General features: G+C 55.5%; 15 protein-coding genes. 9 read left to right on the top strand and 6 right to left on the bottom strand.

Going from position 1 to position 21,949, the window contains the following annotated elements; genetic code table 11:
- The first annotated feature begins 228 nt into the window (after positions 1-228).
- Positions 229-2,808, top strand: coding sequence for an isochorismatase family protein (locus G494_RS25165; protein WP_051305411.1), 2,580 nt, complete (start codon positions 229-231; stop codon positions 2,806-2,808).
- Between the two features lie 519 nt (positions 2,809-3,327).
- Positions 3,328-3,903, top strand: coding sequence for a PEP-CTERM sorting domain-containing protein (locus G494_RS0105310; protein ID WP_084456440.1), 576 nt, complete (start codon positions 3,328-3,330; stop codon positions 3,901-3,903).
- Between the two features lie 101 nt (positions 3,904-4,004).
- On the opposite strand, the gene G494_RS0105305 is transcribed toward G494_RS0105310, so the two are convergent.
- From G494_RS0105305 to G494_RS0105295, 3 genes are read right to left on the bottom strand one after another with little or no spacing between them, the layout of a single operon-like run.
- Entirely contained in the window at positions 4,005-7,787 is a 3,783-nt protein-coding gene (locus G494_RS0105305; protein ID WP_028583699.1) for an efflux RND transporter permease subunit, read from the bottom strand.
- Positions 7,777-9,696, bottom strand: a complete 1,920-nt coding sequence (locus G494_RS0105300; RefSeq protein WP_028583698.1) for an efflux RND transporter periplasmic adaptor subunit — start codon at positions 9,694-9,696, stop codon at positions 7,777-7,779. Before G494_RS0105300 ends, G494_RS0105305 begins: the two co-directional genes overlap by 11 nt.
- Entirely contained in the window at positions 9,689-11,011 is a 1,323-nt protein-coding gene (locus tag G494_RS0105295; RefSeq protein ID WP_028583697.1) for a TolC family protein, read from the bottom strand. The genes G494_RS0105300 and G494_RS0105295 overlap by 8 nt, the downstream gene beginning before the upstream one ends.
- Before the next feature lie 750 nt (positions 11,012-11,761).
- Between G494_RS0105295 and G494_RS0105290 the strand changes: the two genes are divergently transcribed.
- Complete coding sequence (locus G494_RS0105290) at positions 11,762-12,262, top strand: hypothetical protein (protein WP_028583696.1); 501 nt, start codon at positions 11,762-11,764, stop codon at positions 12,260-12,262.
- A gap of 225 nt (positions 12,263-12,487) precedes the next feature.
- Here the strand turns inward: G494_RS0105290 and G494_RS0105285 are convergent, their stop codons facing one another.
- Entirely contained in the window at positions 12,488-13,135 is a 648-nt protein-coding gene (locus tag G494_RS0105285) for a PEP-CTERM sorting domain-containing protein (protein WP_028583695.1), read from the bottom strand.
- Between the two features lie 409 nt (positions 13,136-13,544).
- Here G494_RS0105285 and G494_RS0105280 point away from each other — a divergent pair, with 409 nt between their 5' ends.
- The 6 genes from G494_RS0105280 (at position 13,545) to ada (ending at position 19,092) form a co-directional block, all read left to right on the top strand.
- Positions 13,545-14,057: a PDDEXK family nuclease gene (locus tag G494_RS0105280; protein WP_028583694.1), complete on the top strand. Its 513-nt coding sequence runs from the start codon at positions 13,545-13,547 to the stop codon at positions 14,055-14,057.
- Between the two features lie 193 nt (positions 14,058-14,250).
- Positions 14,251-15,642, top strand: coding sequence for an FAD-binding oxidoreductase (locus G494_RS0105275; protein ID WP_028583693.1), 1,392 nt, complete (start codon positions 14,251-14,253; stop codon positions 15,640-15,642).
- A 23-nt stretch (positions 15,643-15,665) separates the two neighbouring features.
- On the top strand, positions 15,666-16,328 hold the full coding sequence (locus tag G494_RS0105270; RefSeq protein ID WP_028583692.1) for a class I SAM-dependent methyltransferase: 663 nt from the start codon (positions 15,666-15,668) through the stop codon (positions 16,326-16,328).
- 131 nt (positions 16,329-16,459) lie between these two features.
- Complete coding sequence (locus G494_RS0105265; RefSeq protein ID WP_153305767.1) at positions 16,460-16,855, top strand: hypothetical protein; 396 nt, start codon at positions 16,460-16,462, stop codon at positions 16,853-16,855.
- 185 nt (positions 16,856-17,040) lie between these two features.
- On the top strand, positions 17,041-17,979 hold the full coding sequence (locus G494_RS0105260; RefSeq protein WP_028583690.1) for a DMT family transporter: 939 nt from the start codon (positions 17,041-17,043) through the stop codon (positions 17,977-17,979).
- 39 nt (positions 17,980-18,018) lie between these two features.
- Positions 18,019-19,092, top strand: a complete 1,074-nt coding sequence (gene ada / locus G494_RS0105255) for a bifunctional DNA-binding transcriptional regulator/O6-methylguanine-DNA methyltransferase Ada (protein ID WP_028583689.1) — start codon at positions 18,019-18,021, stop codon at positions 19,090-19,092.
- 128 nt (positions 19,093-19,220) lie between these two features.
- On the opposite strand, the gene G494_RS0105250 is transcribed toward ada, so the two are convergent.
- Together G494_RS0105250 and G494_RS0105245 are read right to left on the bottom strand one after the other, a co-directional pair.
- Positions 19,221-20,414 carry an ABC transporter permease gene (locus tag G494_RS0105250; RefSeq protein ID WP_028583688.1) on the bottom strand — a complete coding sequence of 398 codons (1,194 nt, stop codon included), beginning with the start codon at positions 20,412-20,414 and terminating at the stop codon, positions 19,221-19,223.
- 105 nt (positions 20,415-20,519) lie between these two features.
- Positions 20,520-21,671: a YncE family protein gene (locus tag G494_RS0105245; protein ID WP_028583687.1), complete on the bottom strand. Its 1,152-nt coding sequence runs from the start codon at positions 21,669-21,671 to the stop codon at positions 20,520-20,522.
- Positions 21,672-21,949: the final 278 nt, after the last annotated feature.

Below are 21,949 nucleotides of genomic sequence, written 5' to 3'. Positions count from 1 at the left end.
TAGATTCTTAAGGTATAGCAGTGGATAGCCGATAGTAAGGTACTTTTCTACAGTGTATCAAGATTGATTATGGCCTGGCAGGCCGCAGCCCTCGTCTTCTCCAGAGCTACGGGCCGCAAAGGGGCCGCAAAGGCAGGATAAACCGCCCCTGCGCTGGTAACGGGGAATAATTTTCCGGAAATGACATCGTCGTAGTTTGCGACAAAACCATCTGTTGAAAAATACAATATGGATTTAGAGAAGACGGCAATCATACTTATCGGCTATCAGAATGACTACTTTGCCGAGGACGGAATTCTTCGAGCCGTGATCGAGGAGTCCGAAAAGGCCTCGGCCGCGCTCGCAAACACCATCGCGCTGATCGAACGGCTCCGGCGCACAGCTGTGCATCTGATCTCGACACCGATCATCTTTACCCCGGAGTACAGCGAACTGGTCGATCCGGTGGGCATCCTTAAGGAGGTCCGGGAGGGTGGGGCGTTTAAGGCAGGGACCAAAGGGGCGAAAACGGTGCCTGAACTCGTACAGTTCAGCAACCGGATCATGGAGCTTCCGGGCAAGTCGGGGCTCAATGCCTTTTCCAATACCCACCTGAACGACGTGCTCCAGGCAAACGGGGTCACCGATGTGGTCTTGGCCGGAGTGGTGTCATCGATCTGCATCGATTCCACCGGTCGATCCGCGTTCGAGCGAGGGTACAGGGTCCACATCCTCAGCGACTGCACGGCCGGGCGAACAGTTGTCGAGCAATCGTTCTTTTGTGAAAAAATCTTTCCGCTCTACGCCAAGGTGATCGACAGCTCGATTTTTTTGGCGGGGATGGAGGATGGGTCGAACTCCAGCGCACAGGACCGTTATCCGGATCAACATGAACTTGATCTGCAGGCCCGCTACTGCCTTATCGAGGATCTCTCGCGTTCGAAGCAACGTTATCAAGCCCTGATCGAACGCCTGCACGAAATAGTCTTCCAGGCAGACGATTCCTTCTGCTTCACCTTTCTCAACCCCGCCTGGACCTCCCTGACAGATGTCCCGATAAGCGAGGCCACGGGCCGTTCCATGGCTGATTTTGTCGCCGAACCCAGCCGGGACGCCTGGAACGATTGTATCCGGGAACTGCAAGACGGCGCACAGAAACGTCTTATGTCGGAACTGTGCCTGCACCACCCTGACGGCGGCTATCGCTGGGTGACGCTTTTCATAGAAATGGACGAGCCGGAAAGTTGCTGGACAGGCTCGATGCACGACATAACCGACAGCAAGCGGGCAGAGGATGCACTTCGGGAAAGTGAGGAGCGCTTCCGGACTATTTTTGAAACTGCCCAGGATTCCATTTTCATCAAGGATTGCACCCTGAAGTACACCCAGGTCAATCCGGCCATGGAGAAAAGTTTCGGATTTTCCGCCTCCAGCATGATCGGAATGAGAGATGAGGAACTCTTTGGCGAGGAGAGCGCCTCAGATATCAGAGAGATAGATTCCCGTGTTTTGGAGGGCAGCATCATTGAGAGGGAGCACGCCATACCGGTGAACGGGGAGCTCTATATGTTCGACATCATCAAGGTGCCGATGAGGGACAGCTCTGGTGAGATCAGTGGTCTGTGTGGTATCGCCCGTAACATCTCCGAGCGCAAGAAGGCGGAAAAAGAACTGCTTAAGATACAGAAACTCAAGAGTATCGGTACCTTGGCCGGGGGGATTGCCCATGATTTCAACAACATCCTGACCGGGCTGTTTGGCAATATTTCCCTGGCAAAAAGCAAGCTCCTTATCAATCACCCCGCATTCCGGCCTCTTGAAAAAGCTGAAACCTCCATGAACAGGGCCTCCCATCTTGCCAGTCAGCTGCTGACCTTTGCAAAGGGCGGAGAGCCGGTCGTGGAGGATGTCAGCCTTGGCGAACTTGTAGAGGACGTCGTCCGCTTTGATCTGACAGGCAGCAACGTCATGCCCGTTTTCAAGCAGGATGAAGACCTTTGGCTGGCCAAGGTGGATAACGGTCAGATACAGCAGGTCATCTCAAATCTTACAACCAATGCCAACCAGGCAATGCCCGATGGCGGCCGCCTCTATATCACCCTGGAGAATGCAGCTCTCCAGGAGGATGCGTTATCGGGTCTGGAGCAGAGGAAATATATCAAGCTCACGGTGCAGGATGAAGGAACCGGTATCGTCCAGGAGGACCGTGAGCGGATTTTTGACCCCTACTTCAGCACCAAACAGACAGGCAGCGGCCTGGGACTGACCACGGTCTATTCCATCATCAATAAACATGGTGGCCGCATAAACGTTGAGTCAGAACCAGGAAAGGGAACAACCTTTACGCTCTATCTGCCTGTTTCAGATTTGAAACAGCTGCCCGAAGCAGAGCAGGCTGGAGCAGAGCCTTCAGCCTCAAGGCGAAGTGCCAGAATAGTCGTGATGGATGATGACCGGATGATCCGCGAAACTTCCGTCAACATGTTGCAGCTCATGGGATTTGAGGTTGAATCGGCTGTCGATGGTAATCAGTTGATAGAGATGTATAAACAGGAAATGGACATGGGCGAGTCTTTTGACGTCGTCATCATGGACCTTACCGTCCCCGGCGGGCTTGGCGGCAAGGAAGCGATCAAGGAGATTCTTGAGATTGACCCGGAAGTCAGGGCCATTGTCTCCAGTGGCTACGCCAATGATCCTGTTATGGCAAACTATTCTGAGTATGGCTTCAAAGATATCGTTGCAAAGCCCTACACCATCAGCGACCTGTCGGAGGTGTTGAATCGGGTCTTGAACAATGGGCCTTTTGCGAGCAATGAATTCTCTTGAGGCCCCAAAATGGCTTTTCCAATCCCGGAGCTGTGCTCAAGGTTTTATCCTTGGAATATCCGTTAACTGCCTGCGGTAAAATTCATCGCGCGCCTTGAGCTTGATCGAAAAAACTCATTTATCAAGGGGCCATTGAGTGATGGCCTATAGGGCTGTACGGGGCTGGCGAATATCCGGGAAATCTCTTCCAAAATACTCCGGTGCTCAAGGGAGCCATCAAGGTAGCCATCAAGGTAGCCATCAACTGATGGCGATTCCCTCTTCGATTCCCTCTTCTTTTGGCTGTACTCATAACAGCATAAGAAGAAAAAAAGCAGAGCCGGTAGGCCTCTCCTCTGCTATCCCGTTTCTCATCTGATGCGCAATTGCGACATGCTCCTTGACGCTGACCTAGCCTTGTCCTATTATACAGTTCGCGCAGGCGGAAAAGAGGCGCCAGGGGTCGCGATGAGCTGACGATGTGATCCCTGCCTTCAACGCCAACGAAAAGTGATCTTTCAGCTCAACCGGAGTAATAACATGTCAAGATACCCTACCATGGCTCTGCTCGTAGCCTCTGCCCTGCTCGTTCTTGCCGGTGCAGCCAATGCTCTCCCCATCTTTGTCGGTGATACCCAAGACCTTGTAAATGGTGGGCAGGGTAAAGCGCATCAAGACAAACTTGTGAATGTGAACTGGCTGGTGAGCGAGTACAACAGCGCCTCTGATCCTGACCTGCCCGCCCCCCTGATTTTTTTGGGGAAGTGGGAGGTTGACGAAGCTCGCTGGGATGGGGGCAAAAATCCCGGTTTCAGCGGTGACTTTTCAGGTGGTTCGGGAACCTGGTCGGCTCCCGCCGGCTGGACCGCTCCCATATACTACAGCATTAAGGCCGGGAGTTGGAAAAGCGGCGGCGGCTTTGAGTTGTACTATGCCAACGGCGACCTCTCCGGCTCCTGGAGCACCTCCGGTCTTGGGGGCAAAAAACTCTCACACATAAGTTTCTGGAGCGCTCCGGCCAGTGCTCCCTCACCCATCCCCGAACCCGGGACAAGCCTTCTCTTTGGAGTCGGCCTCGCGGTCCTTGCCGGAGTCGGCAGGAGAAAGAAGGGCTGAATCCCGCGACTGCGAAGTATCAAGGCAGGGCCAGCAGTGGTCCTGCCTTTTTTTTTGCCGGTTTACCCTTCAGCTTGGAGCCTGGGGCAAGATCCAGTCTTTCAAGGTCGTATCCTCTTGCTGTTCCACCTGAGTGATAGTTCTGCCAGGGCACAGTACAAAACCGGGACCACAAATATGGTCAGGATGGCCAGCATCATCCCGCCAAAGGTGGGGATAGCCATGGGCACCATCACATCCGAGCCGCGGCCGGTGGAGGTGAGCACCGGCAAGAGCGCAAGGATGGTGGTCGCGCTGGTCATCATGGCCGGCCGGACACGCCGCTCAGCTGCTTCCACGGTTGCCGCCCGGATGGCCGCAAGGGTGTCAGGGGTTTTATCTCTGAAGACCTGCTGCAGATAGGTACAGACAATCACGCCGTTGTCTGTGGCGATCCCAAAGAGGGCGAGAAAACCAACCCAGACCGCAACACTCAGGTTGATCGTCCCCATCTGGAACAGGGCGCGCAGGTTGTGACCGAACAGCTCAAGGTTGAGAAACCAGGGTTGCCCATAGAGCCAGATCATCACAAAGCCGCCTGACCAGGCAAAGAGGATTCCGGAAAAGACCAGCAGGGTGGTTGCATTCTGTTTGAACTGGAAATAGAGGATGAGCCAAATCGCCAACAGGGCAATGGGCAGCACCACGCGAAGTTTCTTTTCCGCACGCACCTGATTCTCATAACTGCCGGTAAAGGCGTAATTTACCCCTGCAGGAATGGAAAGCTCACCTGAGGCTATCTTTTCCCGGAGAAAGGCCTGGGCCTGCTCCACGACGTCGACTTCGGCGTAGCCGCTCTTCTTGTCAAAGATGACGTAGCCGACCAGGAAGGTATCCTCGCTTTTAATGACCTGCGGGCCGCGCAGATAGTTGATCGAGGCCAACTCGCGCAGGGGAATTTGGGTACCGTCGGGTGCGGCAACCAGAATCTCACCAATGGATTCGATGGAGTCTCTGAACTCCCTCATATAGCGTACCCGCACAGCGTATCGTTCACGTCCTTCCACGGTCTGGGTGATGGGTCTGCCGCCAATGGCAACCTCGATCACATCCTGTACCATCTTGACCTTGATCCCGTAACGGGCGATGGCATCGCGATTGATATCCACCTCCAGGTAGGGTTTGCCGACGATCCGATCGGCCAGTACGGCGTCGGCCTTGATGGAGGGAACCTGTTTCAGCAAGCCTTCGATTTCCAGGGCCGTCTTTTCGATGGTCTCCAGGTCCGGTCCGTACACCTTGAGGCCCATCGGCGCTCGCATGCCACTTTGCAGCATTACGATCCGGGCTGCAATGGGCTGCAGCTTTGGTGCAGAGGTGGTTCCCGGGATCGATGCCGCGGTGATGATAGCCTCCCAGATGTCGTCAGGGCTTTTGATCTGATCACGCCACTGGCGGAAGGGGCGACCATCCCTGTCCGGAATCAACTCCCCGGCCGCATCGCGCAAAAACACGCCCTCTGTCTGGTCGTAGGCAAAGCTCAGGATACGGCCCTTGTCGTCGGTCTTAAATTCCGAGGCATAGCTGATGATCGTCTCGATCATGGAAATGGGGGCAGGGTCCAGCGGGCTCTCCACCCGTCCGAGTTTGCCCACCGCCAATTCGACTTCAGGGATCGCATTGATCGCCATATCCTGTTTACGTAAGACATCCATGACCTCGCCGATGGAGGCATGGGGCATGGTGGTAGGCATCAAGAGGTAGGATCCTTCATCCAGGGCAGGCATGAACTCTTTTCCCAGCCCAGGGACCTGGTCCGCCATTACAGCATAGGGTCGGGAGTTTTTGACCGGCTCCGGCATCCAGGCGAAGAGCCTGTCTGCACCAAGCCAGATGGTAAAGCCAAAGAGCACCACGCAGCTGCTCAGCAGCAGGAAGACGGCCTTGAATCTGAGGATAATCGAGAGAATCCGTGCGTACCAGGAGATGAAGAGGTAGATGAACCCCAGGAGGCCGCCCACGGTGAGCAGGACAAAGATCATGTTATGAGATTGCTGTTCCGGCCCGAGCGGCTGCCAGTCTGCAGCCAGCCAGATGGCAACCAGGAGGGCGACGAGGGCGTTGAAGAGGAGCAGGAGCGTCCGCCGAAAGAGAGGCGGCAAGCTGTGCTCAAAGAGGTGAAATCCGGCAGCCGCGATCATCAGGGTGCCGAGCCACCAGGGGAACCAGGGGATGACAAGCGCTCCGCCCAGTCCGGCCAGGGCTATCCCGCCCCAAAGTCCCCGTTTTGACCAGCTGGAGGAGTGGCCACCGGCGATCAGCCAATGGGCCAGCGGAGGCAGAATGGTGAGGGCAACAACAATCGAACCGATCAGGGCAAAGGTCTTGGTATAGGCCAGCGGCCGGAACAACTTGCCCTCTGCCGCCTCCATGGTAAAGACCGGCAGAAAACTGATTACCGTGGTTAGGACCGCGGTGACCACCGCGCCGGCCACCTCGGTGCAGGAGCGGTAAACGACCTCCAGACGATCTTCGTCCGGGTGCGCCTCGTCAAGGTGCCTGAGGATGTTTTCCGTCAGGACGACCCCCATATCGACTATGGTGCCGATGGCAATGGCGATCCCGGAGAGGGCGACGACATTGGCATCAACCTTGAAAAGCCGCATGCCTATAAAGGCAAAGAGGACGGCCAGCGGCAGGACAGCTGAAATCAAGGAGGCGCTGCGCAGATGAAGGACCATGACCACCACCACGATGATGGTCACCAGGATCTGTTGACGAACGGCATCCTCCAGGGTTCCCAGGGTCTCATAGATCAAGCCGGTACGGTCATAGAAGGGGACGATCTCCAGCTGACTGACGGTGCCGTCTGCCAGGGTTTTCTTCGGCAGACCGGGAGAGATGGCTGCAACCTTCTCCTTTATCCGCTTGATCACCGCCAGCGGATTTTCGCCATACCGGGTGACCACAACCCCGCCGACCGCCTCAGCCCCTCCCTTATCAAGGGCGCCGCGCCGCAGGGCTGGCCCGTAGGCGATCTGGGCAACCTGATCAAGGGTTATCGGGATATTATCGCGCTGGGTGATAACCGTCTTGCGCAGATCATCGAGATTTTTGATGAAGCCCAGGCCGCGAATCACATACTCGGCACGGTTGACCTCGATGGTACGGGCGCCGACATCGAGATTGCTCGCGCGTACCGCATTGAAGACCTGGTGCAGGGGGATCTTGTAGGTGCGCAGGGCATCAGGGTCAACATCGACCTGATACTCTTTGACAAACCCGCCGATGGAGGCCACTTCGGCCACCCCGTCCACAGCCTGCAGCCCGTAACGGACGTACCAGTCCTGGGCGCTACGCAGTTCATCCAGGTCCCAGCCGCCGGTGGGCTTACCTGTACGATCCATGCCCTCCAGAGTATACCAGAATATCTGGCCCAGGGCCGTTGCATCCGGTCCCAACTGTGGTGTAACCCCCAGTGGCAGCGTACCGGAGGGCAAACTGTTGAGTTTTTCCAGGATACGGCTGCGTGTCCAGTAAAACTCGACCTCTTCTTTGAAGATGATGTAGATGGAAGAAAAACCAAACATGGAGTAGCTGCGTATGGTTTTCACCTGGGGCAGTCCGAGCAATGCTGTTGTCAGCGGATAGGTGATCTGGTCCTCGATATCCTGGGGCGAGCGGCCCATCCACTGGCTGAAGACAATCTGCTGATTCTCGCCAATATCCGGGATTGCGTCCACCGGTACCGGGTCACGGGGCAGGGTCTCAAATTCCCAGTCAAAGGGGGCGACCATGACGCCCCAGAGCAGCAGGGCAAGAGTGAACAGCAGTACTACAAGCTTGTTTTCCAGGCAAAAACGAACAAGCCTGTTGATGGGATTGGGGGAGTGGTCAGTGATCATGCCCTTGGTGTCCCGTTTGAGGTGGGGTCAAGCGTTCCTTTACATCGCCGCAACCAAGCATCACGCTGCCGAAATAGGGATTCTTGAGGGGTTCTGACAGCTGCAGCCAATCCGCGCCCCGGTCGCCAAATGCCATGGGGCAATGCATGATCAGGAGTTCGCCGTCATAGGAGTCCGGACTGGCCTTGAATGCCGCAATCAGGGCGTTGGAAAGCGTTTCGAAGTGAGGCCTGCGGAGGTCATCCAGCGATTCGGCGGCAAGCATGGTATGCAGCAGGTCCGGAAGCCCCCCGGCGTGAGCTGTTCGAGCGGTCATCGTCTTGAGGCTTGCCTTGGCTGCGTCCAGGTTATCTGCAGCCAGGGCCTCCTGGAGGGCGAGATAGGAGGGGATCAACTGGGCAGCAAGATTGCCGCTCACTTTAAGCTGGGCTGTTTGCTCCTCCTGGCTGGGCACCGCCGCTGCAGAACCCTTTGCCTGGCCGTGATCATGGCCAGGTGGAGCTCCGCCCCCTTCAGGGTTCATCATGCTTGGTCTGGCCTGAATCTGGAGGGCACTGTCAATCTTGAAGGCGCCGTTGCTCACCACTCGCTCGCCTTCTTCAAGACCACTTTTGACAATAAAAAAGTTACCGCTTCGGGGTCCGAGAATAATCTCTCTGCCCTCATAGGTTGGGCGTTTGGCATCCTGCTGCTCCACATAAACGACGGCGCGTTTTCCGGTGCGTAAGACCGCTGAACCCGGAATGATCAGGGGCATGGAGGTGTCGAGATCTTCCACATAACCGAGTTCTTCAGCAGGAACGAGATCCATGCCGCAGACATCGCACTTTCCCGGCCCATCTTTAACGACCTCAGGGTGCATGGGGCTGATCCATTTGCCGGCAAACTCTGGGGCATACACCTGGCCCTCTTCTGCCATCGTAACCACGACCTTGCCGCGTGCAAACATGCCCGGTTTGAGGCGGCCGTCCTGGTTGGGGACATTTACCCGGACAGCAACCGTGCGTGTCTTTCGGTTCACCTCCGGTTCAATAAAGGCAATCCGGCCCTGAAAGGGTTCTCCAGGCAGGGCCTCCACCGTGAAGTGTACCTCCTGGCCATAGCGGAGCCAGCTGAGATCTGATTCGTAGGCATCCAGAAAGAGCCACAGCTCGCTGAGATCGACAATCCGGAAGAATGGTTTGCCTATGGTTACGTAGTCCCCCTCTTTGACATTTTTAGAAACGACAATACCGCCTATCGGTGCCCGTAATACAAAGTGATCACGGGCTGTTCCCTTTTTGATGATACTCTCGATCTGAGCTGGCAACAGCCCCCAGAGGCGAAGCTTTTCACGGGCAATTCTGGTGATGGAGCTGTTCGGATCCCTCTTGTAGGCGGTCAACAACTCCCGCTGGGCAGTGAGCAGCTCCGGGCTGTAGACCTTGGCCAGGTGTTCGCCGGATTGTACCTGCACCCCGGTAAAGTTGACGTACAGCTCATCGATCCGGGCAGGAAAGCGAGCCGTGAGCGACTTGACTCGAGTTTCATCGTAGTCCAGCTTGCCGACCAGGCGCACCTGCACTTCAGGAAACGCCCGCTGCACAGGGCTTGTCTGGATCTCGGCGAGCGCTCGTGAACTTTCACTCATGCTCATGGTGCGAGGGGTGTCCTCATCACCGTTATCCCTTACCAGCGGTATCAAGGCCATGCCGCAGATCGGACAGTTACCAGGCTCTGGTTGTTGAATCTGTGGGTGCATGGAGCAGGTCCAGATCCTTGCCTCCTCTCCTTCACGGTCGTCACTCAGGGTAAACTGAAGCTGAGCCGGGGCTTCCTGAACAGGGCTTGAGGGGATAAGGTAGCGTCCTATGCCCAGGCCGGCAAGAAAGAGAGCTCCGCAGAGCAGAATCGCTGCTGTCTTATTCATTGTTGTTCTCCGCAGTGGCGAGGTCGAGGAGCGACTGATTGGCCAGCGTCTGGATGATTACCCGTTGTTTCCAGGCATCGGCTGCCGCCCGCCAGGAAAGAAGCTGCAGGTCAAGCAGTGATCGTTCACTGTCGATCACTTCCAGTATACCTGTTCGGCCGGTCTCATAGCTGGCCTGGCTGTTTTCAACAGCCTGTTCAGCCAAGCCAAGCAGTTCATCTCCATACAGCTTTAACCGACGCGTTGCATCTTCTAAAAGGGCTATGCTTGCACGCATGTCGGCTTTAAGTGCATTCGCCCGATGTTCATATTCCTTGACAGTAGCCAATCTGCCTGCAAGCGCCTCTGCCCGGGCAGCCTTATTTTTATCAAACCAGAGAGGGATCTTGAGCGATGCCGTGATCCCCCAGGGGTCGTTACCTGCATCAGGTGTTGTTGGATTGACTGCGGGGTCGCCGATCTGGATGTAATTGATCCCCAGGGTGAGATCAGGGTAGCTCACCAGTCTGGCAACTTCTTGACGTGCTTCGGCGCTCTCTATCCTGCGGCTAAGCATTTGCAGCTCGGGGTTGTTTTGGTCGATGGCATCCATGAGTGCATCGTCGTTGAAGGTGAGCGGCGGAGTAGGGGCAAGTGTCGGCAGCGGCAGGATGGTGTCGTCAGGGAGGGCAAGCAATGCATTGAGCCGGGCAGACTGGGCACGTCTTCTCTGTTTGAGCGACGCCAGTCTGTCAGCAACCCTGCCCACCTCAACCTTGAGCCGCAGCAGTGGGTTTATGTCGCCGCCTCCCCGAACTTTTTCCTCAATGATGGGTTCCAGGTTTACAAGCCAGTCGAGGTTTTTAGCGGTTAAGGTGATCGCCTCTCCGGTAAATCCGTAGTCAAAAAAATGGACTGCCACCGTCTTTGCCAAGAGGAGTTCTCGGTCCTGGTAGGTGTACCAGAGTGCTTCCGCCTCTGCAGAGGCAAGGTCCTCTCGACTGCGTAACTTTCCGAACCAGGGGATCCGCTGGCTGAGCATAAAAATATTTTCCTGGGGCCCGGTTCGTGTCTGCACAGACTCTACAAAATGGGTGACCTGCAACATCGGCTCAGGCAGTGAGGCTGCCTGGGGGATCCGTTGAATTGCCGCTTCGTACCGTGCCTTAAAGGCCTTCAGCTCAGGGTTGGCTGTTTGGGCCTGGCGAAGATAGACATCCAGGGTGGTTGCTGCGAAAACCGTCTCCTCGGCCTCTGCGTTCATGCAGGCGGCAGAGAAATGAAACATGAAGCAAAGTGTAACAATGACAGCATGTTTACGCTTCAGCACCTTCATATACACCTCATGGATTGGGTTTGAGGAAAGAGTCTGCCAAGGCTCACCTGTTCATTGTACCCGTGTATACTCATTTGAATTGATAGCAGAAAGTTGCATTTCTCTGCCGCTAACGAACAGGTTCCCTTAACAGTTCACTGTAATTATATTTTACCCTTATTCATCATTTTCTTTAAAGAATTTTCAAATCAACAGCTAGGGGCAATAACGGGGAAAATAGTTGGAAGTACGCTGTGTTTAATAGATTGACTTAGATAACAGGCAGTTGTCTGCCTGAGCGTTCGTGAGGCGCTTCTCTCCGCTCCTTGACGGAATATTTGTCCGGATTTCCATGTTGCAATATTCTGTTATTGTTGAAAATGGTGTTTGCGCCCACGTGGAATCTATCCAGCGAACTGGCCCTGTGGAATGATCGTCACTATTGTTAACTGAGTTGCTCGTGTTTTTCCGGAGAGATCCAAGGGGCGAATAGTCACCTCAGGCTGTTCATTCTTGAGGCTACCTTGAGGGGGTAACAGGTTGTTTGCCAAGCTGCAGCAACAGGCAGAGATGGCAACGTCGGTCATTTTTTTTAAAATATTATCAAAAAATCGATGATGGAGTGTTTGAAGCAAGGGATAGGGAAAAGAGAATGTAAAGGGTGCTACATTATGGGGAGCAAGCTGGTCTGGTAAAGAGTCATAAGCCGGTAGGTATGTGAGCCGGATAGGATCCTAAAAAAGAAATGTAAAAAATGAAGGGAGAACGATAATGGCAACTATCACAACGCTATATAGAGTACTCGTATGTTGCAGTGTGGTCCTGATTGCAACCTCATCCATGGCCATGAAAGGGGGCGGGCACGAAGGGCATGGTATCTCAGAGGGGAAAATGGGTCATTCCTCCATGACGCATGGTGATCAAGCCGGAAAAGATCATTTTGTTCATTCAACAGGGGCAGCTGGGGTTCAGGCAACCTTTCAGGTGATGAGTCTTGCCAGTATGAAAATGAAAGATCCTCACGGTAACACCCATCACATAATGGTGTCCTTTTCTCGAAACGAAAAGAAGATGAAACAGGTTGTGGGGCGCATTGAGGCGATTTCACCAAGCGGCAAAAAACAGAGTGGGGCCTTGCAGCATTTTGGCGGCGGTCTCTATGCCGCCAACTTCAGCTTTAACGAGTCCGGGCCGTGGGAGATTGTCTGTCTGTTTAAGGAACAGGGAGCCGAGCAAAAGATGAGTTTTGTCTACCCCCATCACGAGATGTAAGCGGCAACATCTCTTCGGCAAGGGAGCATGCCTGTCACCCCTGTTCGCCATGGGCGAACCTGCCCTGCAGAAGATTGGGGCCAATCCTGAAGATGCCCTAAGGTTGAGGCCGTACATTGGGGCGGGATAGGCTGAAAAACGGCAATAGCCCTGAGCGTAGATTGCGCTCAGGGCTATTGCCGTTTTAGGGGCAGAGGAGGGAATGTTTTTCCGGATTTCAGAAGATTATTTACCGTTTTTCCGGATAAAACCCAGCAGGCCGACCAGTCCGGTGGAAAAAAGCAACATGGTGGTCGGCTCGGGTATCGGGATGCCGGGGCTTCCGCCTATGGTCTCGGAATCGTCCCCAAAGATCGCTGTCTCCTGAAAGTGGACGGCCATGGTCACAGGTCCGGTGTTGTTGGGATCAGAGGTCTCCAGCAGGTGGCTGATGAACAGGTCGACGCTGGCAGATAAGGTAAAGGCCACTGAGGTGAAGCGGTAGGCTGGGCCGCCACCATTGCCAAAGTTGATTCCGTATTCAAACAGGTCATTTGGCGCACCGGCGATGGTCAGCGGAGTCTCTACGGAAGATATCGGCCCAAGGGTCGTGGGCGTGAAATCCGAAACCAGCAGATCTGTGGCTGGGACGTCATTGAGCAGGTTGAAATAGAGCTCATGGATATCTGCCAGTGGGCTTCCCAGGGCAGTGGGTTCTGCAGTGATCTCAAAGCGTAAGTCTCCTCCACCGATCTCGGTGACTGTGATGGTGCCATAACTGACCGAACCATCGGAGTTGCCATCGAGTTCATGGACCAAGTCGATGAAGAGGGCATGGGAGATACTGCTACCGATCAGGACAAGAAGAAGGGGGAGAAAAATTTTTTTAATCATGATCTCACCTTTTTGTTGCTAGGGGTGTCATTTAAAAACTATGCAACAATTATTCCTATTTATGTTAACAGTAAAAGTGCCTTGGATGGGGCCAGCTTGTCCTGGCGGGAGGATGAGAGTTGGTTTTTTCCGAGTTGTATCTTCCGGAAGAGAAGGCGGGAATCTGTGGGATGCCTGGGAACCCCGGCAGTTTGCCGGGAAGGCCTACCTTGACTCATCGTTTTTTCGCTTAATCCAGAGGGGTATACGGCCTGGGATTTATGGTTCCTGGCTTCAATTTCGCTGAAGCCATTGTTTTTGTTTGCTGACATGCCTACATTCTTATGAGTCGTAATGCCTCGATAGTAGGTTGTTATGGCGGGTATTTGCTCTTTGTCTTGGCAGCGCCTGGGGGGCTAAGATACTGGTGATGTTGCACCTCTTCCCCCACAGAGGAGTGCTGTTTCAGGCCCAGGTTGAATTCGTCATTCAGGTGTTCATTATGATCCATGATATAGCAAGATATGCTCTTCTCCGGGATAAACGTAAGGTTGCTGAAGGGTTGAAAGACTATTTCGTCCAAAAGAATAAGCAGGAGAGGGTGTCCTCCGTCGTATCAGCTTTCCTCAACAGGCTGCGGCAGAGAGACTTTGCCGACAGCGAAGCCAGAGATATGGTCACCTTTCTCTCCAGAACGTTTGAGATCAGGCGTCCCGGCGTGGAGTATGCGCAAGCCTTTCAGTTTTCCAGGTCACCTGCCGGGTCCACGTCCACGCCAAGGGTAGTCTCAAGGGCCAGAGGGGGGAGAGAACTCTTCAGTCAGCTCTTCCTCAGGCTGCAGGCAACGGTCCAGGATAAACTGCTGGAGTATCATCAGGCCCGCTCTCTGGTTCAGGAAGCTGTTCTCAGCTATCCGCAGCTGATACAACATCTCCCGCGGTAAAGGTTCATCCGGTTCATCCGGCTCCCCCTCCAGCGCCGATACGCTGCGACCCGGGCAGGGGCAAGAGAAAGAAATGGAGAAAAAGAATGTGGTGAGTGGGGGCCGGGAAGCACCCTCTTGTCTCTTTTCAATCCACGGAAAAACAGGCGGCTGACCTGCAAGGATCTCTGCTTGAGCTACAGGAGGTGTATCCATGTCGGGAGTAAGGTCTCATCAGATAGATGCATTGAGGGAGCGTTTCAGAGGGACACTCATAACCCCGGAGGACAGCAGTTATGAAGATTGTCGAAAAGTATGGAACGGTATCTTTGATAAATGCCCTGCGCTGATAGCACGGTGTATCAGCACCGGTGACGTTATCCAGGCCGTCAACTTTGCCAGAGAGAACGGGTTGCTCGTAGCCGTTCGTGGGGGGGGGCATAACTCTGCCGGCAAAGCCACCTGCGACCATGGAATCATGATCGATCTCTCTCTCATGAGAAGGGTCCATGTGGATAGGGAGAGGCAGTTGGCCCGTGTCGATGGCGGGGCTCTGCTTGGTGATGTTGACAGTGAGACCCAACTCCATGGCTTAGCCGTGCCAGCGGGTATTGTTTCCCACACAGGCCTTGGCGGCTTAGCCCTTGGCGGTGGTTTTGGCTGGATCAGTCGCAAGTATGGTTTAACCGTAGATAATCTGGTCTCTGCCGAGGTGGTAACAGCAGATGGAGCCTTGCTCACTGCGAGCCAGGATGAAAACCAAGACCTCTTTTGGGGGATTCGGGGAGGGGGAGGCAACTTTGGGATTGTCACCTCTTTTGAATTGAGATGTGCTGAAATAGGCACAGAGGTCTTTGCCGGTGTTATTGCCAAAAAATTTGAGCATGCCGAGCAATATATCCGGTTCCATCAAGAGTATGTAAGAACCTTGCCCGATGAAATGACCGTGTGGATGGTTATCAGGAAAGCCCCGCCACTTCCCTTTCTGGCAAAAGAGGTGCATGGGCAGACCGTAATCCTCATCCCTTTTGTCTGGCTTGGCGACCAGGCTGAAGGAGAGCGGCTGATTAAACCAATACGAAATGCCGCAGAATCTCACGGTGCCTTCAGCGGCATGACCCCGTGGTCTTCCTGGCAGGCAGGATTTGACGGCTTGGTTGCTCACGGTGCCAGGAATTATTGGAAATCGCATTATTTAAAAGAACTTTCCAGCGATTGCATTGCCCAGATTACAGCATTTGCCCGGACTTTGCCCAGCGATGAGTGCGAAATTTTTATTCCCCATATGGAGGGTGCTCCGAGCCGTATTGCAGGAGATGCGACCGCATTTGCGCATCGGACTCCCCCTTTTGTCCTCAATATTCACACCCGCTGGCAGGATCCTGCTGACGACCAGCGCTGCTTAGGATGGGTAAAGGCGTTTCATCGGGCAACAGAACCTTTTGCACAGGGGGTTTATGTCAACTTTCTCAGTGATGAAGGCGCTGCCCGGGTCAGGGATGCCTATACAGAGGAGGTCTGGGACAGACTGGTCCAACTTAAAAACAGGTATGATCCGAAAAACCTGTTCAGCCTGAATCAGAATATTGCACCCACCGTACCTTAAGCCTAGATATCTGGAGATCCTGTATGGACGATCCGAAACGTGCCACCCAGCGACTTGCCAAGCGCTATGCCGACAAGGGGGACCCGGATGGATGGTTTGACGAGTTTTACACCCGTGCAGGGGGTGATGTCAGCAAGATATATTGGGCTGACCTCAAGCCGAACCCCCTGCTCTTGGCCTGGATTCAGGCGCATCCCTCATCGGCAGAGTGCAGTGCGCTGACCATTGGTTGTGGCCTGGGTGACGATGCAGAGGCCTTGTCGGAGCAGGGCTACCAGGTTACGGCCTTTGATATATCTCGCTCGGCCATCGGTATGTGTCGGCAGAGATACCCAGACAGTCGTGTCGATTATCAGGTTGTAGATCTGTTTTCTCCGCCTAGGGACTGGTACGGTTCCTTTGATCTGGTCTACGAGTGTAATACCATTCAGATTCTTAGCGGTGAAAACCGCGTTCGGGCTGTTAAGGCTATTGCCGCACTGCTTGCTCCTGGAGGAAGCCTGCTCGTTTCCTGTCGCAGCAGGGAGGGCGATGATCAGGCGGATGGTTTTCCCGTGCCACTGGACCGGCAGGAAATTAATGGTTTTCGAGCTGAGGGCTTGATTGAACTCCACTTCAGCGCCTATGACGATGATCAGGATCCCCCGGTTCCCCACTTTTTTGCAGTCTATCAGCGTCCTGCCTGAGAGGATGGCATGTTCTTGCCGCCGGGTAAGTGCGGTGAAGCCGTGAGAACAGTTTTTCTGAAAAGGGTCGGGTCGCTTGTTTCTGGCCGGTCTTTCCCTGCTGATTCCTGCCGTCTGAATGGCCCGGAAAATTGGCTACGGCTCTTTACTTCTCGTTGCTGTTTCGCCTGGCTTGCGGCAGTTCAGAGGGCGGCCGGCAGAATATACGGCAGAGCCCCCTGATCCTGGGGTATCGTGCCCTGGCTGCGGCCCTGATCATTCTGCTGGTTACCGGCACTGCAGCAATGGTGGGGCCTCGCTGGTCAGAACTGTTCTCCGCCTTTCCCACCACCATCCTGGCCACGGCCGTAATCCTCCACCTGCACTATGGCTCGGCGGTCATTGCTCCCCTCTTTCGGGAGCTTCCCCAGTGGATGTCGGGCCTGATCCTCTCTTCCTGCTCTCCTCTCTGGCCGTGGGCTGTTACCTCCTTTGCTATGAAACCTTCCCCAGGCAGTGGCTTAATCGCACCCTGGCCAAGGTGGTGATTCCGGAGCAGCCATAGAGCAGGGTTCACCTCTGATCACTTTGCTGTTGAGAAGGTGGGCGAGATACCCTGCAGGGAACTCTGCCCCTGTCCGGAGAAGATTGAATTGGAGCGCAAGAATCAGAGTGTTTCTTTCTGGGGATTTTCTATACTCTGTTCATCAATTCGATCAAGAGAGGAGGAGTGATGAACCCTGAAGTCCAATCCATGACCCCGTATGAGTGGCTGTTGCTGATAGTGCTCTCCATTTTTTTGGGGGGCTCTTTTTTCTTTGTCGGGGTGGCCGTGGAAGCCTTGCCCCCATTGACCATCGTGGCGCTGCGCGTCGGTTTGGCTGCCCTTGCCCTGCTGGTGGTGGTGCAGTGCTCCGGTTTGCGCCTACCCAGGAGCAGAAGCGTTTGGTTGGCTTTTTTTGGGATGGGGCTGTTGAACAATGTGCTGCCCTTTACCCTGATTGTCTGGGGACAGACCCAGATTGCCAGCGGCCTGGCTGCAATCCTCAATGCCACCACCCCGCTTTTTACGGTGATCGCCGCCCACTTCCTGACCCGGGATGAACGGCTGAGCCGCTTAAAATTCTTTGGGGTGGCGATCGGTCTGGGCGGGGTGATCATCATGATCGGCCAGGAAACCCTGTTGGGGATAGGGGAACACGGTTCTGCCCAACTGGCCGTACTGGCAGCGGCCGTTTCCTATGCCCTGGCAGGGATCTATGGCCGCCGTTTCAAGCGACTGGGAGTACAACCTCTGGTTACTGCCAGCGGTCAGGTTACGGCCTCCACGATCATGCTGTTTCCCGTGGCCCTGGTGATAGATACTCCCTTCAGTCTGCCGATGCCCGGGGGCCAGGTATGGGCCGCCCTCGCCGGCCTGGCCATGGTCTCCACTGCCCTGGCGTATCTGATTTACTTCCGTATCCTTGCCGGCGCCGGTGCAACCAACGTACTGCTGGTGACCCTCCTTGTTCCGGTAAGTGCGATCCTGCTGGGCGGTGTATTCCTTGGAGAACAGCTGGAACCGCAGCATTATCTGGGGATGGGTTTGATCAGCATCGGTTTGCTGGCCATTGATGGCAGGCTTTGGACCAGGCTGATGGCCATCCGGCCAGGCCAAAGCGTCGGCTAGTGGATTGTTTGCGGGGCAAAGACAAGCGTTGAGGAGCTGATGATGGACACCAAGCAGCCATACCCTGATGATGAGCGTCGCTGGCAGGCCGTGGTCGAGCGGGACCGGGGCGCTGACGGCCGGTTTTACTATGGGGTGAAAACCACCGGTATCTTCTGCCGGCCAAGTTGCTCCTCCAGGCTGCCGAAGCGGCACAATGTGGAATTTTTCCGCACCATTGAGGCCGCAGAAACCGGCGGATATCGGGCCTGCAGGAGATGCCGCCCAGGGACTGCCTCCAAAGAGCAGCAGCTGGAGAAGAAGATCGTCGCTGCCTGCAGGCGCATCGAGGCCAGTGAGGGGCCACTCACCTTGGCGGAATTGGCGCAGGGGGCCGGCTTGAGCCCGTCCTACTTTCAACGCCTCTTTAAGCGCCTGGTGGGCGTGAGTCCCAAACAGTACGCAGCAGCCCACCGCTCACGGCGTTTTAAGGAACAGCTGCAGACAGGTAGTCCGGTGACAGAGGCGATCTATGCGGCCGGCTTTTCTTCTACCAGTGGCGCCTATGATAAAGAGAAGGATCAGCTGGCCATGTTGCCCAAGGAGTATCGGGCAGGTGGTGCAGGTGTCTCCATCCACTACGGGATCGCCCAGAGTTTTCTGGGCTGGGTCATTGTCGCGAGCACCGAAAAGGGGGTCTGTGCCATTGAATTTGGAGAGGAGCCGAGCAGCCTTCCCGGGCAACTCCGGCGCAGGTTTCCCCAGGCCAGATTGCAGCAGGGGGAGGCAGGCTTTGCGGTCCTGCTCCAGGAGGTGATTGCCGGGATCAATGCCCCGGCCAGGGGGATCGACCTTCCCCTGGATATCCAGGGTACAGTCTTTCAACAGCAGGTCTGGGAGAGTTTGCGCCGGATTCAACCCGGTGAAACCCGGAGCTACAGTGAGGTGGCCCGGGAGATCGGTCGTCCCAGGGCAGTGCGGGCCGTGGCCTCGGCCTGCGCTGCCAACAAACTGGCCGTGGCCATCCCCTGTCACCGGGTAGTCGCCAAGGGGGGTGGTTTGGGCGGCTATCGCTGGGGGGTGGAGCGCAAGGCGCAGCTGCTTGCCGCGGAACACGACCAGGGCAGTGAATGATCACTCGGTCCAGGTCAGCTTCTTTTCCGGTTTTTGGAGGGGATGTCAGGGGCGTACACAAGGACCGGTCTGGCCGAGGTAGGGGATGTTTGCAGGAACTTGGTTCCGCGGGGTGGCCCGGCCCAGGATCACTGTCCCTGAATGGTCTGCAGCGGGTCACGGGTGGATATCCTGAGGATGGGGATCAGGGCCCCGGTGAAGCAGACCAGGACTCCGATCAGCAGGGCCATTGCGCTGACCAGCAGGCTGGCCAAAGAAAAGACCGATTCAGCGTCGAGTCTGCTGAGCAGATGAAAGTCGCTGCCAACGAAAAAGGTCAGCCAGTGGCCCAGGGCCACGCCGATAATCCCGCCACAGAGGGCAATGATCCCGGCCTCGATCAGAAACAGCCTGATGATCTGGACCTTGCGGGCACCCAGGGCCCGGAGGACCCCTATCTCCCGTCGGCGTTCGTTGGCAATGGCGGTGAAGGTGGACCAGGCCATCAGGGCAGCCAGGATTGCTGCGATCAGGATGGTGATGGCAAAGATTTTGATCATGTCGGCCAGGGTCGAGCGTACATCGGCACCGATGGAGCCACGGGTCATGATTCCCACCTTCGGATTGATGTCCCTGATCTTGGCAACCATCTCGGTGAGCTCATATCCCGGTTCCAGCTTGAGAAAGAGGATGGAGGTGGTTCCCGGTCTGTAGTTGGCCAGGATGGCCGGTGAAATTTCAGCAAAGGAGGAGCGGTCCAGAAAGAGGCCGTGGTCCAGCCCGGTTCCGGTCTCCTTGAGATGGCCGACCACCTTGACGTCCTGACCAAAGAGGGCGGCCGTATTCATCAGTCCCAGATACTCATAGACGTAGCTGCCCACCAGGATCTCGTTTCTGCCCAGGATTGCGGGACTGTTTTCCGCCAGCCAGGGGGCCACCACAAAATCCTTTCCGGAGTCAAAGACAATCACCTGACCGGCATCGATGGAGCAGCACTCGGCATCCAGGGTGTCGAGATAGATATGGCTGTTCAACTGCCTGATTCCCTCCAGGTCGGTCAGGGCCGTGATCAGAAAGTCATCCATATAAAAGGTCTTCTCCTTGCTCTCCAGGATAAACTCCTCAGCCATGGTCTGGGCCTTGGCCGGCACAATCACGATGTCCGCCCCCAGCCGTTGGCCGGCCCGCTGGATATCATCGGTCACGGTCTTCTTAAAGAGCAGGGCAAAGACCAGCAGGCAGACCAGGCCGGAGACGGTGAGGATCAGAACGATATTTCTGAAAATTTTTCTGGAAACGCTTTTCCAGGCAAACTGGAGGAGGGAGATCTGGGAAGTTGCCATGGCAGGTCGGCCCGCAGGAGTTGGGGAGCGCAAGCGCAGGGGATATACCCGGAGGCCTGAAGGCCTCCGGGATATGGAGTGTAATTTTTTTCACCGGGCGAACGTTCAGTCCCAGTTGGTATCCAGCCCACAGAGCACCGCATGGGGGGCATCTTCGTCGGTTCCCAGTTCCTCATCGTGGCAGGAGAGACAGACCGAGGCTGATTTACCGACAAACTTGCCCTGGCTGACATCATAGAGCTTGAGTTCCCCATCCATCAGGAATTCATCCCCACTGGGCTTTTTCGGATTCTTGGGAGTTACCCCGGCCCTGACCCGCTTGGTCCGGGAGGTGGCGACAACGTACTTGTCATCCGGAGTAAAGATGGCATCGTGGAGCTGCTCCAGCGGCGAGACCGTCTCTGCGTCGATCACCTCCAGGGTCTGGGCGTCGATGATAAAGAGGATGTCCCCGGTGGCATTGGCAATATACTTGCCGTCATTGGAGTAGTATTGACGGAAGGAGATGGATGACTTGGGGTTGGCCGTTATCACGCCCTTGCGCAGGACCTTGACCTTGCCTTCACCCAGGGCCTCGGTATCCAGGACGATCAGGTGCAGCTTGCCCACGGTGGTGCCATAGCCCTTGCCCTCGGTATCCGACTCGTTGAGGGTGACCAGGAACTCTTTCATGTCCGGGGAGCTGATCCCATGCATGTACTTGTAAGGTTTCTTGATGTCTGCCTCGGTCCCTTCCAGAAAGACCTGGTGTTTCAGGGACATGTCAGCCTTGTTGATCACCGAGATATAACCGGGCTTGGTCATGGCGATCGGGAAAAAATATTTTTCGCTCTGGCCGGAGGCGCAGTAATTTTTCGCGGCATTGAGTACGCCCTTGGGGACCGCCAGGGCGGTGTCCTGAAGCACTTCCCCGGTCTTCAGATCGGTCTTGCCCACATGGGTCTTGTTGTCGGCCTCAGGATCGAGTTTGTAGGTGGACCAGTAGAGGATATTGCGATTCTTGTTGTCGATCCGGGCATCGTGGGTGGGGTGGGTGGTGCCATCCCCGATATCCAGTTTATCCAGATTGGTCACCGTGATAGGGGTCTCTTTGCCCGGCTCGATAACCACGGTGGCATCGGCAAAGTGGCCGCCCATGCCGGCAACATACATGCTGCCTTGGTACTTTTCCGCCAGGGCCGTGTCCACTCCGGCACCTCCCAAGAAAATCGCCGTCGCTGCCAGTGCACTCAAGACACCTCTTTTTCCTGCCATCATACTTGTTTCCTCGTTAAAAGAGTTTCATCTTTTTGTTGCCGGGAACCCTCTCCGGGGAGGGGCTGCCCGGCAAACGTTATGTAGACCGGTCACTGCGGTTGCAGTGCCGGAACAACGCTGAGCCAGGTTGTTTTTTCGGGGGGAAGATGGTTCCGCAGTGCCTCCCAAAAAAAAGAATTCAGGGCATGAGAAATACCACATAGTGGTATCTTGTACCACGAAAGCATGGTATAGACAACAGGAGAACCACGCTGTGGCACTTTTCCGGGTGGTGGTCA

This window comes from Desulfogranum mediterraneum DSM 13871, from assembly GCF_000429965.1.
GTDB classification, from domain to species: Bacteria; Desulfobacterota; Desulfobulbia; order Desulfobulbales; family Desulfobulbaceae; genus Desulfogranum; species Desulfogranum mediterraneum.
This window is presented reverse-complemented; position numbering and strand designations above follow the sequence as displayed.